Here is a 14,783-nt window from a genome sequence, read left to right on the forward strand (position 1 = left end):
GTTCAAGGTTTCCCCTCTTCTCTTGTGTGGATTCGTTCGAATGCGGCCTCGCGGCCGCCCACAAGTATATGCGCTCGCGAGCGCGAAGAGGCGGTTTATGCGGCGGTCGGTTCGACGGGGGCCGGCACCGCGTCGCTGCTCCACGCGAACGCGCCGGCGCCGCCCATGAACAGCTGCTCGCCCGCCTGCGGGCCGCGCAGGCGCGTGCGGATGTCGCGCGGTGTCCAGCGGTGCGGTTGCCCGTCCGCCGGGCTGTAGGCGAGGATGCGCACCTGCGTGTCGCCCTGCACCGACTGGATCGTCACGGCGGCGATGCTGGCGGCGTCGCTGCGCTGCGCCTCCAGGTTCGCGAGCATCTGCGTGCCGGCCTGCTGCTCGGCCTCCGCGGCCTTGAGCTTCGCCGACACGTCGCCGATCGTCTTCAGCGCAGGCCCCACGTCCTGCGCCATCTTCTGGAACTGGCGCGTCTGGTCGGGCGTCAGCACGACCTCGCCCTTGCGCACGCGCGTGGCCAGCATCAGGTAACGGCGCACGTCGGGGCTGGACGTCAACGTGTCCATCGCGGTCTTCAGTTGCACGGCCAGCCCGGCGAACTGTGCGACGCGCTGCGTGACAGCGGCGATCACCTCGTCGATCTGCCGTCCTTCCGGGCGCAGCACGGCCACCAGCATCTCGCTCTGCTTGCGCGGCACCGTGCATTCGACCGCCACGCGCCGGCCCGCCAGTGCGCAGCCCTCGGCGATGCCGACGACGACCTCGTCGCCGACGATCTCGCAATTGACGGCATGCGCCACCTCGACCCGCGTGCCGGCGATGACGCAGCTCTCGGCGCGCTCGATGAAGATCGTGCCCTCGTCCGCGCTCAGCACGGCGGCCGACGCGACGCCGCGCACGCGGATGTCGCCGCGCGCGTTACGGGCGCTGCCGCCGACGAGGTTCGCATTCATGACGATGGTGCCGCCGCGCGACACGAGCAGGCCGAACACGTCGGCATGCACGGTGATGCTGTCGGCCTCGATCACACGCTTTTCCTGGACTTCTCCGAATTCCTCGTAGTCGCCCGTCAGGCACAGATTGCCCGTCGTCTTGGCGCTGACGCCGTCGCGGCTGACGACCTTGTCTCCGATCGAGATCCGGCTCGTCTTCGAGTCGACCATCAGGAAGCCGGCCTGACTCGACACGAGGAATTCGCCGTCGGCCATGCGCTCGACCTTCGTGCCGGGCCCCGCGTACGGCAGGAGGTCGGCATCGCGGCCCGGCGCGGCCGGCAGCGGCATGCCCGACATCTCGAAGCCCGGCGTACCGGCCGTCGCGGGTTGTTTCTTCAGCAGGCGGACACCCGGCTGGATCTGCGGGAAGCGGTTCTGGAAGCTGTTCAGGTCGAGGCGGCCGTTGGCCAGTTCGAGCGGTGCGTCGTTGCGGTGGATGTCGTCGGACACTTCGACGATGCGCGCATCCTCGCCCTGCACCGGATCGCACTGGCGCGCGACCGTGATGCGGTCGGCCTTGTTCGAGGCGATCGCGGCGCGGATGGCCGGCAGGTCGAGACCGAAGCGGATGCCCTTGCTCCACATGTCGGCGATGAATTCGTCGACGTCGAGACGGGTGGGAAAGCCCTCGCCATCGAGGTCGTCCGGGTTCGGCAGCCACACGGGTTCGAAATAGTATTCGGCGCGGCCGCCGCCGATCTTGGCGGCGCGGTACAGCGCGCGCCGGGTCGGGTCGAACGTCTGGATGTCGGCGGCGATGCGCACCATCGTCCCGCCGTCCGGCCCGCGCGGCAGTTCGGGACCGTGGCCGAACAAGGCCTTCATCAATACGGGATAGTCGACGCCGACGAAGTAATTACCGGCGCGGTAGACGTTGTCGACGGCGGCGACGAGCGTCGTGCCGAGCACGGAGGGATCGGCGTACACCCCATCGTCGCGCTTGGCGATGCAATGTTCCGGGCCGGTCGTGGCGATCCGGGTCGCCGGCGCCGGCGCTGGAGATTGCGAGGCGGCGGAAAGATCAGTGGTCACGATACGCTCCGTGCGGTTGGTGCCCCGGCGAAGGCTGGGCCGGGGCGAATCCGGCTAGCGTATCATGTTGTCACTTGAAAATAAACTACAAGCAACAAAGTTGATGAGAGGTAACTCGATCGAACCGATCAGCGGCGCTGCGGGTACAGGTCCATGCCCGCTTCGTTGATCTGGCGGCGCAGGTCGCGCCGCTCGTCCGGCGTCATGCGACCACTGCTGCGGCGCGCATCGTGCTGCGGCTCGCGCTGTTCCCGCGGCGCGCGACGCTGTTCGAAGCGCGGTTCGTCGAACGGGCGCTGGTCGTCGCGCTGGTCGCGGTCCTGCGGCGGCAGGCGGAAGCGGGAGGATTGCTGCATGCCCTGGTCGTCGCGGCGGTCGCCGTGCTGCTGGGCCCATGCACTGCCAGCCCCCAATGCCAGGGCGCACGCCAGCGCGGCGAGACGCACGCCGCGGGCCAGCCGGCCTGCTTTCGTCTCTGCGTGGTGGTGGGTGAACGCGCTGTTCATGGTGGTGTTCCTCTTCCGCGATGCTCTGTTAGGAGATAAGCTGTACTCTCATACTGCGATCCGATGAGGCCAGTGTATGAGGATTCCGCTCCAGGCATAAGGCGAATTGGGTAAAGTTTGTAACACAATGTAATGGCTCAGCGATACCCTCTTGGCGTCGAGCCATAAGACGTTACCATAGCGACATTAATCTGACAAATTACAGAATGATGAATGCAACGAACTCGAACGCGGGCACGGCCGGCGCAAACGGCGGCCATTCGGCCCGAATCATGGTCGTCGACGACGACGTGCGCCTGCGCGACCTGCTGCGCCGCTACCTGACCGAACAGGGCTTTCAGGTCGTGACGGCGGAAAGCGCGCCGGCGATGAACAAGCTGTGGCTGCGCGAGCGCTACGACCTGCTCGTGCTGGACCTGATGCTGCCCGGCGAGGACGGCCTGTCGATCTGCCGCCGCCTGCGCGGTGCCGGCGACCAGACGCCGATCATCATGCTGACGGCAAAAGGCGAGGACGTCGACCGCATCGTCGGCCTGGAAATGGGCGCGGACGACTATCTGCCGAAGCCCTTCAACCCACGCGAGCTGGTGGCGCGCATCAACGCGGTCCTGCGCCGCAAGGGCCCGGACGAGATCCCCGGCGCACCGAGCGAGACGCCGCAGACGTTCGAGTTCGGCGACTTCGTGCTCGACCTCGGCACGCGCACGCTGAAGAAGAACGGCGAAACCGTGCCTTTGACGACGGGCGAATTCTCCGTGCTGAAGGTCTTCGCCCGCCACGCGCGCCAGCCGCTGTCGCGCGAGAAGCTGATGGAACTGGCGCGCGGCCGCGAATACGAAGTGTTCGACCGCTCGCTGGACGTGCAGATCTCGCGCCTGCGCAAGCTGATCGAGCCCGATCCATCGAGCCCGCTGTACATCCAGACCGTATGGGGCCTGGGCTACGTGTTCATCCCTGAAGGCCAGCCGCGCTAGTGTTCGCATCAACCCCGAAGGAACAGCCCGTGCCGCGCCTGATCGGCAGGATGAAAAGCGGCCTGTTCTGGCGCACCTTCTTCCTGCTGTCCATGCTCACGGGGCTGTCGATGGCCTCGTGGATCGGCATGCTCAACGTGTTCCAGCGCGGACCGCAGGTGGAGCAGACGGCCGAGCTGCTCGTCTCCGTCGTCACCATCACGAAGGCCGCGCTGACGCACTCCGCGCCCGACCTGCGGCGCGAGCTGCTGTTCGAACTCGTGTCGAACGAAGGCATCCGCATCTACGACGTGAAGCCGACCGACAGCGTCGAACCGCCGCCGCCGAATTCGCTCATGCCAGAGGTGGCCGCGATCGTGCGCGACAAGCTGGGGCCGGACACGCGCTTCTCGCGCATGGTCAACGACATTCCCGGCTTCTGGGTCAGCTTCGACATCGACGGCGACAAGTACTGGCTCATGCTGGAGCGCGACAAGCTCCCGGGCCTCACGCGCGTGCAATGGCTCGGCTGGGCCACCGTCGTCGGCGTGCTGTCGCTGCTGGGCGCCGCGCTGATCTCGAGCCTCGTGAACCTGCCGCTCGCGCGCCTGACCGCGGCCGCGCGCGCGATCGCGCAGGGCAAGCGCCCCGCCCCGCTGCCGGAAAAAGGACCGCAGGAGATCACCGAGGCGAACCGCAGCTTCAACCAGATGGTCGACGACCTGCAGCAGCTCGAGAAGGACCGTGCGATCATCCTGGCCGGCATCTCGCACGACCTGCGCACGCCGCTCGCGCGCATGCAACTGGAAGTGGAAATGGCGCCGCTGTCGGACGAGGCCCGCACCGGCATGCAATCGGACATCGCCCAGATGGACGCCATCATCGGCCAGTTCCTCGACTTCGCGCGCCCCACGGAAAGCGCGACGTTCGTGGCCGTCAACCTGTCGGAGTTGCTGGAAGACTGCGCGCACGCGGCGGGCCGCATCGCCGACGTGCGCACGACGACGGACGTCGAGCCGGACGTCCACGTGATGGGCAACGCGACGGACCTGCGCCGCGTGATCAACAACGTCATCGAGAACGCGCGCCGCTACGGCAAGACGCCGGGCGCGGATGTGACGGAAATCGACATCGCCCTGCACGTGAAAATGACGGGCCACGGCCGCCGCGCCGTCGTCGAGATCAACGACCACGGCACGGGCGTGCCGGACGACCAGATCGAGCAATTGCTGCGCCCGTTCACCCGCCTGGACAGCGCCCGCGGCCAGGCCAACGGCGCGGGCCTGGGCCTGGCGATCGTCGAGCGCGTCATTACGCGCCACAATGCCGAGCTCACGGTACGCAACCGCGACGGCGGCGGCCTCGTGCTGCAGTTCGCGCTACCGCTCGCCACCTGATCTTACTTCCCGGCACCTCGACTTGCACGGTTATGCGCGCCGCCGCACGGTCCGGCCCGCAACGCGGCAGTACAGTCGGCGTACAACCACTTTCGAGGAGGCCAAGATGAAAAAACTGTTGATTGCCGCACTGATCGCCGGCTCGTTCGGCGGCGTCGCGCTGCCCGCGAGCGCCGACATCGTCATCCGCACCGCACCGCCGCCGCCGCGCGAGGAAGCGGTACCTGCGCCGCGTCATGGTTACGTCTGGGCACCGGGTCACTGGGAATGGCGCCACCGCCACCACGTCTGGGTTCCCGGCAAATGGCTGCGCGAGCGCCGCGGCTATGTCTACCATGTGCCGACGTGGACTGAACGCGACGGCCACTGGGTGATGGAGCGCGGCGGCTGGCGTCGCGGCGACCGCGACGGCGACGGCATCCCGAACCGCGAGGATGCGCACCCGAACAATCCGAACCGCGGCTGAGCGGACGAGCCCAGGTCACGCTGACCGGGTCCACGACGGGGGCGGTGTCCGCGAGGATGCCGCCCTTTTCACGTCCACATAAAAGAAACCGCCCGCGCATCGCTGCGCCGGGCGGTAAATCCAAGTTTGCACTTGGAGGAGACAGAGGAGACCGGCGGAAGAGCGCCGGAGCGCCGGACCGCCGTAACAGGATGGCAAATTGGGACGATGGCCTGGCCTGCAAGGGGCAGCGGCCTTTATTTTTTCTCGTCGACGTGTAGGCTTGGTCGGACAATCAGCACCGACCCATCGATGCTAGACTCGCGGGTTATGGAAACTTCCCTGCACGTGCGCAGCTACGGCGCCGACACCGGTTCCGACCGCCACGCCTACGCCCAGCTCGTGCTGCCTCTCGGCGGCGCCGTGCTGCTCGACGTCGAAGGCCGGCAGGACCGCCTCGACCCGCTGCGCGGCGCCTGCGTCGCGCCGGGCGCCTGGCACGCGCAGTGCGCACACGGCCCGAACGAATCGCTGATTCTCGACATCGACGCGGCCGCCCTGTCCCACCCGGCCTGGGACCGCCTGCTGGAACGCCCGTTCATGACGCTGGGCCCCGGGGCGCGCAAGCTCGTCGAATTCATGGGCGTGATGCGTGCGCAGGCCGCGCCACGGCCCGCGCTGCTGCAGGGCTGGGTGCCGCTGCTGCTCGACACGCTCGCGCTGGACGCGCCCCGCCCCGCCTCGCGGCTCGCTGCCCTGCTGGCCCGCGTCGAGGCGGAGCCCGGCCTCGCATGGACGACGGACGCGATGGCCAGGAGCGCCGGCCTCTCCGTCAGCCGGCTGCACGCGCTGTTCCGCGCGGAGCTCGACACGAGCCCGCACGCATGGCTGCGCGACGTGCGCCTCGCGCGCGCCCGCGCGTGGCTGGCCGACACGTCACGGCCCATCGCGGAGATCGCGCTGGCGGCCGGATTTTCCGACCAGACCGCGCTGACGCGGGCATTGCGCGACGCGACGGGGATGACGCCGGGGGTGTACCGCCGCGCGAACGCCGTCGGGATGTGTCCGGGCGATGCGTCCGATCGTTAATCGTCTTCGCGCAGCCAGGACGATTTTTTTGCGTCGACCGTCATGGTCTCCTGCGGCGCCTCGTACGTCGTTGGCGCGAACGCCCGATCGACCTCTGGCGGCGCTGCCGGCACACGCGATTTACCGGCCACGTACGACGCCGCACCGGCCGTGCAGCGGTAGACGAGCGCGCACGCCGCCACGACGATCGCACTGACCGTGATCGCCAGCCCGTCGGGCCGCCCCGCGATCACGAGGATGCAGGCGACGACGATGACGTCCAGGCACACGAGGTAATCGAATGGTGGTTTGGGCTCGGCTTTTTTGACTGACATGATCGTTCTGGGATGCTGTGCGCGCGGTATGCGCCGCACGATGGCGCCGATGCGCGATGCATAATCTTAACATTTCCGTGAGGAAATTACCTAGACCAATTTGACAACAACGGTGAGCGAGACCGGGTCAAGAATCCAGCAGCCCATGCCAAGACGAGCCGCCCCGCCGCGCGGACAATGGCGGCTTTCCGCATTGGAGCACCACCCGTGAGCACCCACAACACCTTCCTAGGCGTCGCGGCCGGCATCGTCGCCGGCGCGTTCTGGGGCCTCGTCTTCCTGGCGCCGAAGCTGGCTGCCAATTTCCCGCCGCTGCAATTGGCGGCCGGGCGCTACCTCGCATATGGCCTCGTCGCCGCCGTGCTCGTGGCGCCGTCCTGGCGCCGGTTGCAGGGCGCGCTGGGCTGGACCGAGTGGCGCGCCCTCGCCTGGCTCAGCTTCATCGGCAATATCCTCTATTACATTCTGCTGGCGCAGGCCGTGCAGACGGGCGGCGTCGCGATGACGGCCTTCGTGATCGGCCTGCTGCCGCTTGCCGTCACCCTCGTCGGCAGCCGCGCGCAGCACGCGCCGTCGCTGCGCGCACTGCTGCCGTCGCTGGCCTGCAGCGCAGCCGGGCTCGTCTGCATCAGCTGGCAGACGCTGGCGTCGTCCGGTTGGGGCTCGCTGACGGGCTTGCTCTGCGCGGGCGGCGCCCTCGTCTCGTGGACGACCTATGCCGTCAGCAACAGCCGCTGGCTGGACCGGCTCGCGCACGTGTCGGCGCAGGACTGGAGCCTGCTGACGGGCGTCGTCACGGGGATTGAAGCGATCGTGCTGGCCGTGCCCGCGTTTTACGGCGACACGCTCGTCCATGCGGGCGGCGACTGGCTGCGCTTCGCCGGCCTCGCGGGGGCGATGGCGCTGTTCTGTTCCGTGCTGGGCAATGGCTTGTGGAACATCGCGAGCCGCGCGCTGCCGCTTGCGCTGACGGGGCAGATGATCGTGTTCGAGACGATCTTCGCGTCGCTGTACGGCTACCTGTGGGAGGGTCGCTGGCCGACGCCGCTGGAGGGGCCCGCGCTCGCCCTGCTGATCGCCGGCGTTATCATGTGCGCGCGGGCGCATCGGGGGGAGGTGCGCCCGCGCGCAGGTTCGCGCAACCCACCGACGAGGAAACGCAATGGCGAGAAAATTCTTGAAACACGGGCGCGCTGAAGCGATCACTGCTGCGGTTGAGGTGACGTTACGAGTATCAAGCACTGGACGACAATAGCCGCGCGTGGATTAAGCGGAGCTCTACTTGGCGACCAAAGATTCCTTGTATTTCCGATACTCTCTCCCGACCTGGGAGGCGATGACGATCGCGCCAACAAGAAAGAAAATCCACTTCAGTTGGGCGGGGACCGCAGTCGGCGACATTCTGTCGAACAGCGTGAAGGCAGCGAAGCACGCAGACGAAAAGGCATCGATCCATCTTCGTTTCAGAAGGCACAAGAGCGTCGCGAGTATCCAGCAGACAATAGGCCAATCGTTCCAGTGCATGTGTTCTCCAACTCAGGTATTAGCGAATGAGTGCATTAGGAATAATGCTCCCACGCCTGACATCATAACGATCGGACCAGGTCGAAAATACGCGGATTGTCACCGCCGATATGACTGTCATCCTGCGGCGAAGATGACCAATCGTGATCGTCCGTGAGTTTTCCCCATTTGCAACCTGTTATGCTGGTCAACGAGCCTTATGGCGCTCTAAAGCGGCGAGATTATCTATGCAGAATATTCGAACAAAGCAAATGAAGCGTATTGTCGCTGGCTTGGTGATCTTATTCGCGGCCACAGCATGGGCAGGCGAACCGCAAGCGCCGACGGGTAATGCGGCGGTGCCAGCTGGTGAATTGTTGACCGTGCCGACCCGTGATGGGGTCACCGAAAGTCTCTACGTTCAAGCGCCGGGCGCGACGCCGCCATGGGTCATCGTTCTATTCGCCGGTGATGACGGCGCCTTGCATCTGAAAGCCGACGGGCCGACCACCCTTGGCGGGAATTTCCTGATCAGAACCGCTTCATATTGGGTCCAGCAGGGTAACGCCGCCGTGATGATCGACACGCCTTCCGATTACGCGAACGGCATCGAGGACAGATTTCGTCATACCAAGGATTCGCTGCGCGACGTTGAAGCAGCGGTCGAGGCGCTTCGGAAGCGCTTCCCTTCGTCAAGAATCGCGCTGGTCGGGACCAGCCGTGGAACGAGTTCCGTTGGAAACGTGCTTGAACGCAATCCGGGTCTTGCGGACGCATTTGTGCTGACATCGCCTGTGTCGATTGCCCGCAAGGACCGAGCGGGTGTCTCCGGCCTGACGGCAGATGGAACGAAGCTTCGCGTACTTGTTTTATCAAACCGCAATGACGCTTGCCCGGCAGCCATGTTCTACGGTGCGAAGCAGTTGGCCGACAAAAATCGTTTCAATTTCATCGCCGTCGAATCGACCGACGGCGGCGGTGACAGGCAGGCCGAATGCAGCGGGCACTCACCACACGGCTTTCTTGGAATCGAAGACAAAGTGCTTGGAGAAATCAATCAATGGCTAGCAGGCTTGCCGCACTGACATGCTGATCAACAGTTCCACCGTTAAGCGGTCCGTTCTAAGCGTGCTCCTGCTCACTGTTGCTATCGGCAGTCAGGCTGAGCTTCCGCGCGTCGCCCCACCTTCTGTTGAGCAGACTCAACTAGCACTCAAAACCTTTCGTGAATGCGTTAAAGGCAAGCAGCCGCTTGTTATTTCGGCTGAACATAAAATTTGCGGAGTCACGGCAGAAAATAGAACCGAGTTGCTCGACTACCTAGCCTGTCTTTCCCGTCGCAATTTCGTTTATAGCAATGTGCTTGAAAGTTATCCTCTCGGTGGTAGGTTCGCTTACCGATGCGCCGACCAAGTAACTGTGGTGGTGAAGATCCAGTCTGAGGGGCAACAGTACTCAGTCACGGCCATTGGTTACTTAGTCGCCTGAGCATCTTTTGCATGCCGTGTCCTCTTTGAAATCGGCCGCCAGCAAACCTCCGGTTGTCCAGATCGGATGACCGTGTCATTGGAATGAATTACGATGGAAGAACCGACCTTATCGGCGCTTAAAGCGGAATTTCGCTCATTGGTTGCACACCTTGATGCAGAACCGTACTACAAAGCGTTTCATACGACACCCCAGCACGATGGGGCGCCCCACGTTGAGATGAAATCCGGAAAGTTCGAGTACGTGGTCACAGAGCGAGGTTCAGAAATCGAAAGGATATCTGGTCTCGGTAGAGATCAAGTCCTGTATCTGCTCCTTAAAGGCGTCACCTTCTCCATAGCTACATCATACGAGCTGCGCAATCGGAGATCGACTGGTGACGGACGGGCTGTCTGGTTCCCTTACCAAGAGAATTTGATGGCATCGCTGAGGCCAGCGTGGGGACTTAGATTAAAAGCTGAGCACGAGCATATTCTACGAACGTTCCCACTTAACGAATGATAAGGCCATCCGGTCAGACAACAAGTTACACCAGCTGTCGTGGCTTTGGTGAGCGTCTAAAGGATTCCCCGGCTCGACAATGCGCCCCAGACATTTCCTGGGCGCCGGCATTTGTGATCCGCGCAGGAGGCTGTAGCAAGAAGCGGACGGCAGGAACCGGGCGCGACAGGCCAATAACAGACAGTCCGACACGCGCAAAGACGTCACCAACATATCAAACCTTTCGTTGGCTCACGTCGCGCGCCGCGCCGCCTCCGGTCCCGCTCAGTGCCGCGGCGGTGGCGTCTCCTGCTGCGGCTGCGTGCCCTGCGTGCCGCCGCCTCCGCCCGGTCCCTGCGCGCCGCCCGTCGTCGCGGCGCCCTGCTCCGTGCCCGTCGTGCGCACCGTCGAGCCGCCTGTGCCGCGCGGTCCCGGTGCGTTCGTGGCTGCCGCCACGGCCGGATGCTGACTGGAGCCCGCCGGGATGTTGACCCACTTCGCCGCCGACGGCGGTGCCGGCTGCGCGCTGAAGTAGGCGGACAGCGCCGCCACGTCGGCATCGGCCAGGGACTGCGCGATGTGCGTCATCTGGCCGCTGCTGTCCGTCTTGCGCGCGCCGTTCTTCCATGCCGCCATCGCCGCCGTCAGGTAGTTCGCGTGCTGGCCCGCCAGGTATGGATACACGGGCTGGTCGCCCACGCCGCCCGGACCGTGGCAGTTGGCGCAGGCCTGCACACCCAGCGCGCTGTCGCCGACGGCTGACAACATGCGCCCGCGGTCGAGGCCCCCGGCGGCAGGCTTGGCGCCGCCCGCGTCCGCCGCAGCGGCCGGCGCGGCGGCGGGCGCATCACCGAGCGACGCATAATAGGCGCTGACGTCGCGGATCTGCACCGCGTTCATCGCCTGCGCGATCGGCCGCATGATGGGGTTCACGCGCGCGCCATTGGCGTACGCGCCCAACTGCTTGCCGAGGTAGGCGGCCGACTGGCCCGCGATGCGCGGGAAGCCGCCGGCCGCGTTGCCCTCGCCCTGCGCGCCGTGGCAGCCCACGCAGGCCGTCACGCCGTTCTGCGTGCCATTCGTCGCGAGCTGCTGTCCGGCCTGCACATCGGGCTGGCCTTGCGCGGGCGCCGCGGCCGCGCCGGGCAGGCCGAGCGCGTTCGCTTCTCCGCCGCCCGCGTTCTGCTGGGCGAGGTTACCCGCGCCGCCTTGCGCGCCCGGCTCGGCTGGCGGCGGGTTCGCGGGGGCGGCCGCGACCGGATGGTTCGCCTGCACCTTCGGCGTGTCGGGAACGTGGCCGCCGCGGTGGCAGGCCGCGAGCAGCGAGAGTGCGAGCGCGATGGCGCCATAGCGGAGCGACGTCGTCTTCATGCCTGCACCAACGCCTGACCCGGCGCCTTCAGATAGCGATTGACGATGGCCTCCGCGGACATGTACGCCAACGCGCCCACGGTGTCCGTCGGGTTGTAGGTGGCATTCTGCGGGAAGTTCGACGCGCCGATGATGAACAAGTTCGCGACGTCCCAGCTTTGCAGGTAGCGGTTCACGACGCTCGTTTTCGGATCGAGCCCCATCACCGTGCCGCCCGTGTTGTGCGTCGTCTGGTATTGCGTGACGCCGTACGGTCCCTTGCGCGCCGAGCCGGCGACCTGGCGCCCGCCCATCGCCTTGCCGACGCCGAGCGCCTTGTCCGTGACGTAGGCCGACATGCGCAGATCGTTTGCCGGAAAATCGAACGTGATGCGCAGCAGCGGCTGGCCCCACGCATCCTTGTACGTGGGGTCGAGGTCGAGATAGTTGTTGCGGCTCGACATGGAGCTGCCGTGCACGTTCAGCACGACGGTGTGGTTGTAATGGCGGACGACGGCCTCCTTCCACTTCGCGCCCCACGCCGGCGTGCCGGGCGGCGTCGGGTGGAATTCGATGGGGCGGCCGTTCGTCATCACGTCGCCGAAATAGGCACCGCCGATGAATTTGTGCGGACCATGGTCGAAATTGTCGCCGACGAAATCGGCGATCAAGGTGCCGTTCGCACCGGAGCGCATGAACGGGTTGATGTTGACGGATTCGTCGAAGAACACCTGCACCGCGCTCATCGTCTGGTATGCATAGTTGCGTCCGACGACGCCCTGCCCCGTCTTCGGATCGTAAGGCTGGCCGATGCCGGACAGCAGCAGCATCCGCACATTGTTCAGTGCGAACGAGCACAGGATGACGAGCTTGGCGGGCTGCTCGAATTCGCGCCCGGCCGCGTCGGCGTAGGTGACGCCCGTGGCCGTCTTCTTGTCCTTCGCGAGGTTGATGCGCAGCACCTGCGACTGCGTACGCAATGTGAAGTTCTTGTCCTTCAGGAGAACCGGCAGCAGGATCGTCTGCGGCGACGACTTCGCGTAGTGCTCGCAGCCGAAGCGCTCGCAGTAGCCGCAGAACATGCACGCCTGCAGGGTGAGTCCTTCGGGGTTCGTGTATTGCTGGCTGAGGTTCGACGACGGCTGCGGGAACGGGTGGTAGCCGAGGCTTGCCGCCGCCTTGCGGAAGATGGCGGAGCCGTACGGTTCCTTCATCGGCGGCGTCGGGTACGGGCGCGAGCGCGGGTCCTCGAACGGATTGCCGCCCGCGATCTTCTGCCCCTTGACGTTGCCGGCCAGGCCGCTCGTGCCCAGCAGGTATTCGAAGCGGTCGTAGTACGGCTCCATGTCGGACGCCGTCACGCCCCAGTCCTGCACGTTGAGCTCCGCATCGATGAAGCCCTTGCCGTAGCGCTGCTCGCTGTGGCTGCGCATCTTGAATTCGTCGTCCTGGAAGCGGTACGTCTGGCCATTCCAGTGCACGGCCGCGCCACCCAGGCCCGTGCCGGGCAGGAAGCTTTCCCAGCGCCGGATGGGCAACGCGACCTGGTCCACGTTGTTACGGAAGGTCATCGCTTCCTTCGTGTTGTCCTGCATGAAGGCCTTGCGCACGGCGTAGCGCAGCTCGTCGTGCATGTGCGGGCCTTGAAAGTCGGGAACGGTAAACTGCGCGTTGCCCCGTTCCAGGCCGACGACCTTCAGGCCCGCCTTCGTCAGCTCGCGTCCGAGCATCGTGCCGACGAGGCCCACGCCCACGAGCACGGCATCCACTTCCTTGAGACGCGTGGCCATCAGCGGCCCCCTTTCTTCTTCGTCACCGCGCCACGCGGCACCTCGGGCGTGCCCGCGACGGGATTCGGGCCGACGGCCTTCGGCTGCGCGGACACGGGCTGGATGTGGACCATGCGCCGGTTGTCCTCGCCCATGCTCATCGGCGGACGCGTGAACAGGATGCCGTGCTGATCGACGAGGTGGTAGAAGCTCGCGTACGCGCCGGGGAAGCCGATCATTTTCCACGACACCATGTCCTTGTTGCCGCCGTAGATCGGGTCGGCAAAATAGCCTTCGATCGTCAGCGCCAGCAGCGATTCGAAGAACGTGTGGGCGGGCACGCCGTTCAAGTCGCGGTTGCCCGTCTGCAGCGCTTCCAGGTACGCGTCCTGGTCGGCGCCGGACAGCTTGTCGAACGTCGTATCGAGGCGCTTGTGCACGTCGTCGACGACCGCGCGCATGGCGTTGCGAAACAACTCGGCCGGCGTGAACGGCAGTTGATAGCCCTGCCCCGGCAGGCCCGCCTGCCACGGTCCGCTGCGGTACAGGCGCTCGCCCGCGCCCCATGCGCCGCCCAGCTGGCGGTCGATGTAGTTCGGCACGCCGGCCTCGAGTGCGCCGGGGCCGTTGCCGTCGAGCGGGATCAGGCGCGCGACGGCCGCTTCGACGAAGCGCGCCTCGTCGGGACGCAAGAACAGGTACGCCGGCTGGGTCGGTGTACCCGGTGCCGGTGTGGCGGCGGCGCCATGCGCATGGGTGGCTTCGTCGGGCGCGAGCGCATGGGCCTTGGCCGCCGCGACCGCAGCCGTGGCGCCTGCGGCCTTGAAGAAGGTACGCCGGGTGAGTTTCTCCATCGTCGATCCTTTCGGATGGGTTCGAAGCTTGGAATGGGATACCTGCCAAAGGTTCGGCCAAGTCCGCCGACGTTTGATGCGGACAGGGTGAGGCACCGAACAGATGGAACCGGCCGCGACGGGCACCATTCGAGCCTAGCACAGGAGAACATCATGAAGCGCCCAGTTAGACTGCTGAGCATGATCGCCGCCGCACTACTGGCGGGGCCGGTATTGGCCGGCGAGATCGTCAAATGTGTGGACAGCGACGGTCACGTCACTTTGACGGACCAGCCTTGCGCGTCCGGTTCCGCCAGCGTGCCGTTGGCGCGCGACACCGGTGCGCCGGACCGCGAGCGCCACGTGTTGCCCGCGGCGGAGCTGCCCCGTGTGGCATGGAAGAAGCCGAATCTTGCGGCGCCCGTGAAGCTGGCGCGCGACGTTGCCACGTTGAAGGAAGCGCGGCGCATGTTGATGCTGCAGGATGCGAGGCCGCGGCTGGCGGGTCTGAATTAGGTGGAGTGTCCGCGAGGGAAAACAGCGCCCGGCCGTAGGGTGGACGGCTCGTCATTGAGTCCCCCGGACTCAATGACTCCACGCGTTCAGCCAGCGTCGGTTGGACGCGTGGACGGCGT

At 65.8% G+C, this 14,783-nt stretch carries 16 protein-coding genes; 9 read left to right on the top strand and 7 right to left on the bottom strand.

Annotated elements, in window-relative coordinates:
- Window positions 1–95 precede the first annotated feature (95 nt).
- Entirely contained in the window at window positions 96–2,021 is a 1,926-nt protein-coding gene (locus NX784_RS23560) for a flagellar assembly protein A (RefSeq protein ID WP_258819117.1), read from the bottom strand.
- Between the two features lie 128 nt (window positions 2,022–2,149).
- The gene (locus NX784_RS23565; RefSeq protein WP_258819118.1) at window positions 2,150–2,527 is read right to left on the bottom strand and encodes a hypothetical protein; all 378 of its coding nucleotides are present in this window, start codon (window positions 2,525–2,527) and stop codon (window positions 2,150–2,152) included.
- A 206-nt stretch (window positions 2,528–2,733) separates the two neighbouring features.
- Between NX784_RS23565 and ompR the strand changes: the two genes are divergently transcribed.
- The 4 genes from ompR (at window position 2,734) to NX784_RS23585 (ending at window position 6,411) form a co-directional block, all read left to right on the top strand.
- Window positions 2,734–3,501 carry an osmolarity response regulator transcription factor OmpR gene (gene ompR / locus NX784_RS23570; protein WP_307736113.1) on the top strand — a complete coding sequence of 256 codons (768 nt, stop codon included), beginning with the start codon at window positions 2,734–2,736 and terminating at the stop codon, window positions 3,499–3,501.
- A gap of 50 nt (window positions 3,502–3,551) precedes the next feature.
- Window positions 3,552–4,877 carry an ATP-binding protein gene (locus tag NX784_RS23575; RefSeq protein WP_258819135.1) on the top strand — a complete coding sequence of 442 codons (1,326 nt, stop codon included), beginning with the start codon at window positions 3,552–3,554 and terminating at the stop codon, window positions 4,875–4,877.
- Window positions 4,878–4,983: 106 nt separating this feature from the next.
- Window positions 4,984–5,343, top strand: a complete 360-nt coding sequence (locus tag NX784_RS23580; RefSeq protein WP_258819119.1) for a YXWGXW repeat-containing protein — start codon at window positions 4,984–4,986, stop codon at window positions 5,341–5,343.
- 309 nt (window positions 5,344–5,652) lie between these two features.
- Window positions 5,653–6,411, top strand: a complete 759-nt coding sequence (locus tag NX784_RS23585) for a helix-turn-helix transcriptional regulator (RefSeq protein WP_258819120.1) — start codon at window positions 5,653–5,655, stop codon at window positions 6,409–6,411.
- Here NX784_RS23585 and NX784_RS23590 read toward each other — a convergent pair.
- On the bottom strand, window positions 6,408–6,725 hold the full coding sequence (locus tag NX784_RS23590) for a hypothetical protein (protein WP_258819121.1): 318 nt from the start codon (window positions 6,723–6,725) through the stop codon (window positions 6,408–6,410). The two genes, NX784_RS23585 and NX784_RS23590, sit on opposite strands and share 4 nt — an antisense overlap.
- A 207-nt stretch (window positions 6,726–6,932) precedes the next feature.
- On the opposite strand from NX784_RS23590, the gene NX784_RS23595 reads away from it, so the two are divergent.
- Window positions 6,933–7,922 carry a DMT family transporter gene (locus NX784_RS23595; RefSeq protein WP_370662966.1) on the top strand — a complete coding sequence of 330 codons (990 nt, stop codon included), beginning with the start codon at window positions 6,933–6,935 and terminating at the stop codon, window positions 7,920–7,922.
- An 81-nt stretch (window positions 7,923–8,003) separates the two neighbouring features.
- Here NX784_RS23595 and NX784_RS23600 read toward each other — a convergent pair whose 3' ends face one another.
- Complete coding sequence (locus NX784_RS23600) at window positions 8,004–8,249, bottom strand: hypothetical protein (RefSeq protein ID WP_258819123.1); 246 nt, start codon at window positions 8,247–8,249, stop codon at window positions 8,004–8,006.
- A 227-nt stretch (window positions 8,250–8,476) separates the two neighbouring features.
- On the opposite strand from NX784_RS23600, the gene NX784_RS23605 reads away from it, so the two are divergent.
- The 3 genes from NX784_RS23605 (at window position 8,477) to NX784_RS28975 (ending at window position 10,217) form a co-directional block, all read left to right on the top strand.
- Window positions 8,477–9,313 carry an alpha/beta hydrolase family protein gene (locus NX784_RS23605; RefSeq protein ID WP_258819124.1) on the top strand — a complete coding sequence of 279 codons (837 nt, stop codon included), beginning with the start codon at window positions 8,477–8,479 and terminating at the stop codon, window positions 9,311–9,313.
- Between the two features lies 1 nt (window position 9,314).
- Window positions 9,315–9,716, top strand: a complete 402-nt coding sequence (locus NX784_RS23610; RefSeq protein ID WP_258819125.1) for a hypothetical protein — start codon at window positions 9,315–9,317, stop codon at window positions 9,714–9,716.
- Between the two features lie 219 nt (window positions 9,717–9,935).
- Window positions 9,936–10,217 carry an Imm63 family immunity protein gene (locus tag NX784_RS28975; protein ID WP_370662967.1) on the top strand — a complete coding sequence of 94 codons (282 nt, stop codon included), beginning with the start codon at window positions 9,936–9,938 and terminating at the stop codon, window positions 10,215–10,217.
- Window positions 10,218–10,481: 264 nt separating this feature from the next.
- Here the strand turns inward: NX784_RS28975 and NX784_RS23615 are convergent, their stop codons facing one another.
- Genes NX784_RS23615 through NX784_RS23625 form a run of 3 tightly spaced genes read right to left on the bottom strand, consistent with a single transcriptional unit; the run spans window position 10,482 to window position 14,169 of the window.
- Window positions 10,482–11,567, bottom strand: coding sequence for a c-type cytochrome (locus NX784_RS23615; RefSeq protein WP_258819126.1), 1,086 nt, complete (start codon window positions 11,565–11,567; stop codon window positions 10,482–10,484).
- On the bottom strand, window positions 11,564–13,336 hold the full coding sequence (locus tag NX784_RS23620) for a GMC family oxidoreductase (RefSeq protein ID WP_258819127.1): 1,773 nt from the start codon (window positions 13,334–13,336) through the stop codon (window positions 11,564–11,566). Before NX784_RS23620 ends, NX784_RS23615 begins: the two co-directional genes overlap by 4 nt.
- Window positions 13,336–14,169: a gluconate 2-dehydrogenase subunit 3 family protein gene (locus NX784_RS23625; protein WP_258819128.1), complete on the bottom strand. Its 834-nt coding sequence runs from the start codon at window positions 14,167–14,169 to the stop codon at window positions 13,336–13,338. The genes NX784_RS23620 and NX784_RS23625 overlap by 1 nt, the downstream gene beginning before the upstream one ends.
- A 153-nt stretch (window positions 14,170–14,322) precedes the next feature.
- Between NX784_RS23625 and NX784_RS23630 the strand changes: the two genes are divergently transcribed.
- Window positions 14,323–14,664: a DUF4124 domain-containing protein gene (locus NX784_RS23630; RefSeq protein WP_258819129.1), complete on the top strand. Its 342-nt coding sequence runs from the start codon at window positions 14,323–14,325 to the stop codon at window positions 14,662–14,664.
- Window positions 14,665–14,783 lie beyond the last annotated feature (119 nt).

The sequence above is a fragment of the Massilia pinisoli genome, assembly GCF_024753285.1.
Taxonomy (GTDB): domain Bacteria; phylum Pseudomonadota; class Gammaproteobacteria; order Burkholderiales; family Burkholderiaceae_D; genus Telluria; species Telluria pinisoli.

Bases quoted from the DNA above. Each gene is read 5' to 3' on its own strand.
- NX784_RS23565 (WP_258819118.1), bottom strand. From the start codon at position 2,527: ATGAACAGCGCGTTCACCCACCACCACGCAGAGACGAAAGCAGGCCGG.
- ompR (WP_307736113.1), top strand. From the start codon at position 2,734: ATGATGAATGCAACGAACTCGAACGCGGGCACGGCCGGCGCAAACGGC.
- NX784_RS23575 (WP_258819135.1), top strand. From the start codon at position 3,552: ATGAAAAGCGGCCTGTTCTGGCGCACCTTCTTCCTGCTGTCCATGCTC.
- NX784_RS23580 (WP_258819119.1), top strand. From the start codon at position 4,984: ATGAAAAAACTGTTGATTGCCGCACTGATCGCCGGCTCGTTCGGCGGC.
- NX784_RS23585 (WP_258819120.1), top strand. From the start codon at position 5,653: ATGGAAACTTCCCTGCACGTGCGCAGCTACGGCGCCGACACCGGTTCC.
- NX784_RS23590 (WP_258819121.1), bottom strand. From the start codon at position 6,725: ATGTCAGTCAAAAAAGCCGAGCCCAAACCACCATTCGATTACCTCGTG.
- NX784_RS23600 (WP_258819123.1), bottom strand. From the start codon at position 8,249: ATGCACTGGAACGATTGGCCTATTGTCTGCTGGATACTCGCGACGCTC.
- NX784_RS23605 (WP_258819124.1), top strand. From the start codon at position 8,477: ATGCAGAATATTCGAACAAAGCAAATGAAGCGTATTGTCGCTGGCTTG.
- NX784_RS23610 (WP_258819125.1), top strand. From the start codon at position 9,315: ATGCTGATCAACAGTTCCACCGTTAAGCGGTCCGTTCTAAGCGTGCTC.
- NX784_RS28975 (WP_370662967.1), top strand. From the start codon at position 9,936: ATGAAATCCGGAAAGTTCGAGTACGTGGTCACAGAGCGAGGTTCAGAA.
- NX784_RS23615 (WP_258819126.1), bottom strand. From the start codon at position 11,567: ATGAAGACGACGTCGCTCCGCTATGGCGCCATCGCGCTCGCACTCTCG.
- NX784_RS23620 (WP_258819127.1), bottom strand. From the start codon at position 13,336: ATGGCCACGCGTCTCAAGGAAGTGGATGCCGTGCTCGTGGGCGTGGGC.
- NX784_RS23625 (WP_258819128.1), bottom strand. From the start codon at position 14,169: ATGGAGAAACTCACCCGGCGTACCTTCTTCAAGGCCGCAGGCGCCACG.
- NX784_RS23630 (WP_258819129.1), top strand. From the start codon at position 14,323: ATGAAGCGCCCAGTTAGACTGCTGAGCATGATCGCCGCCGCACTACTG.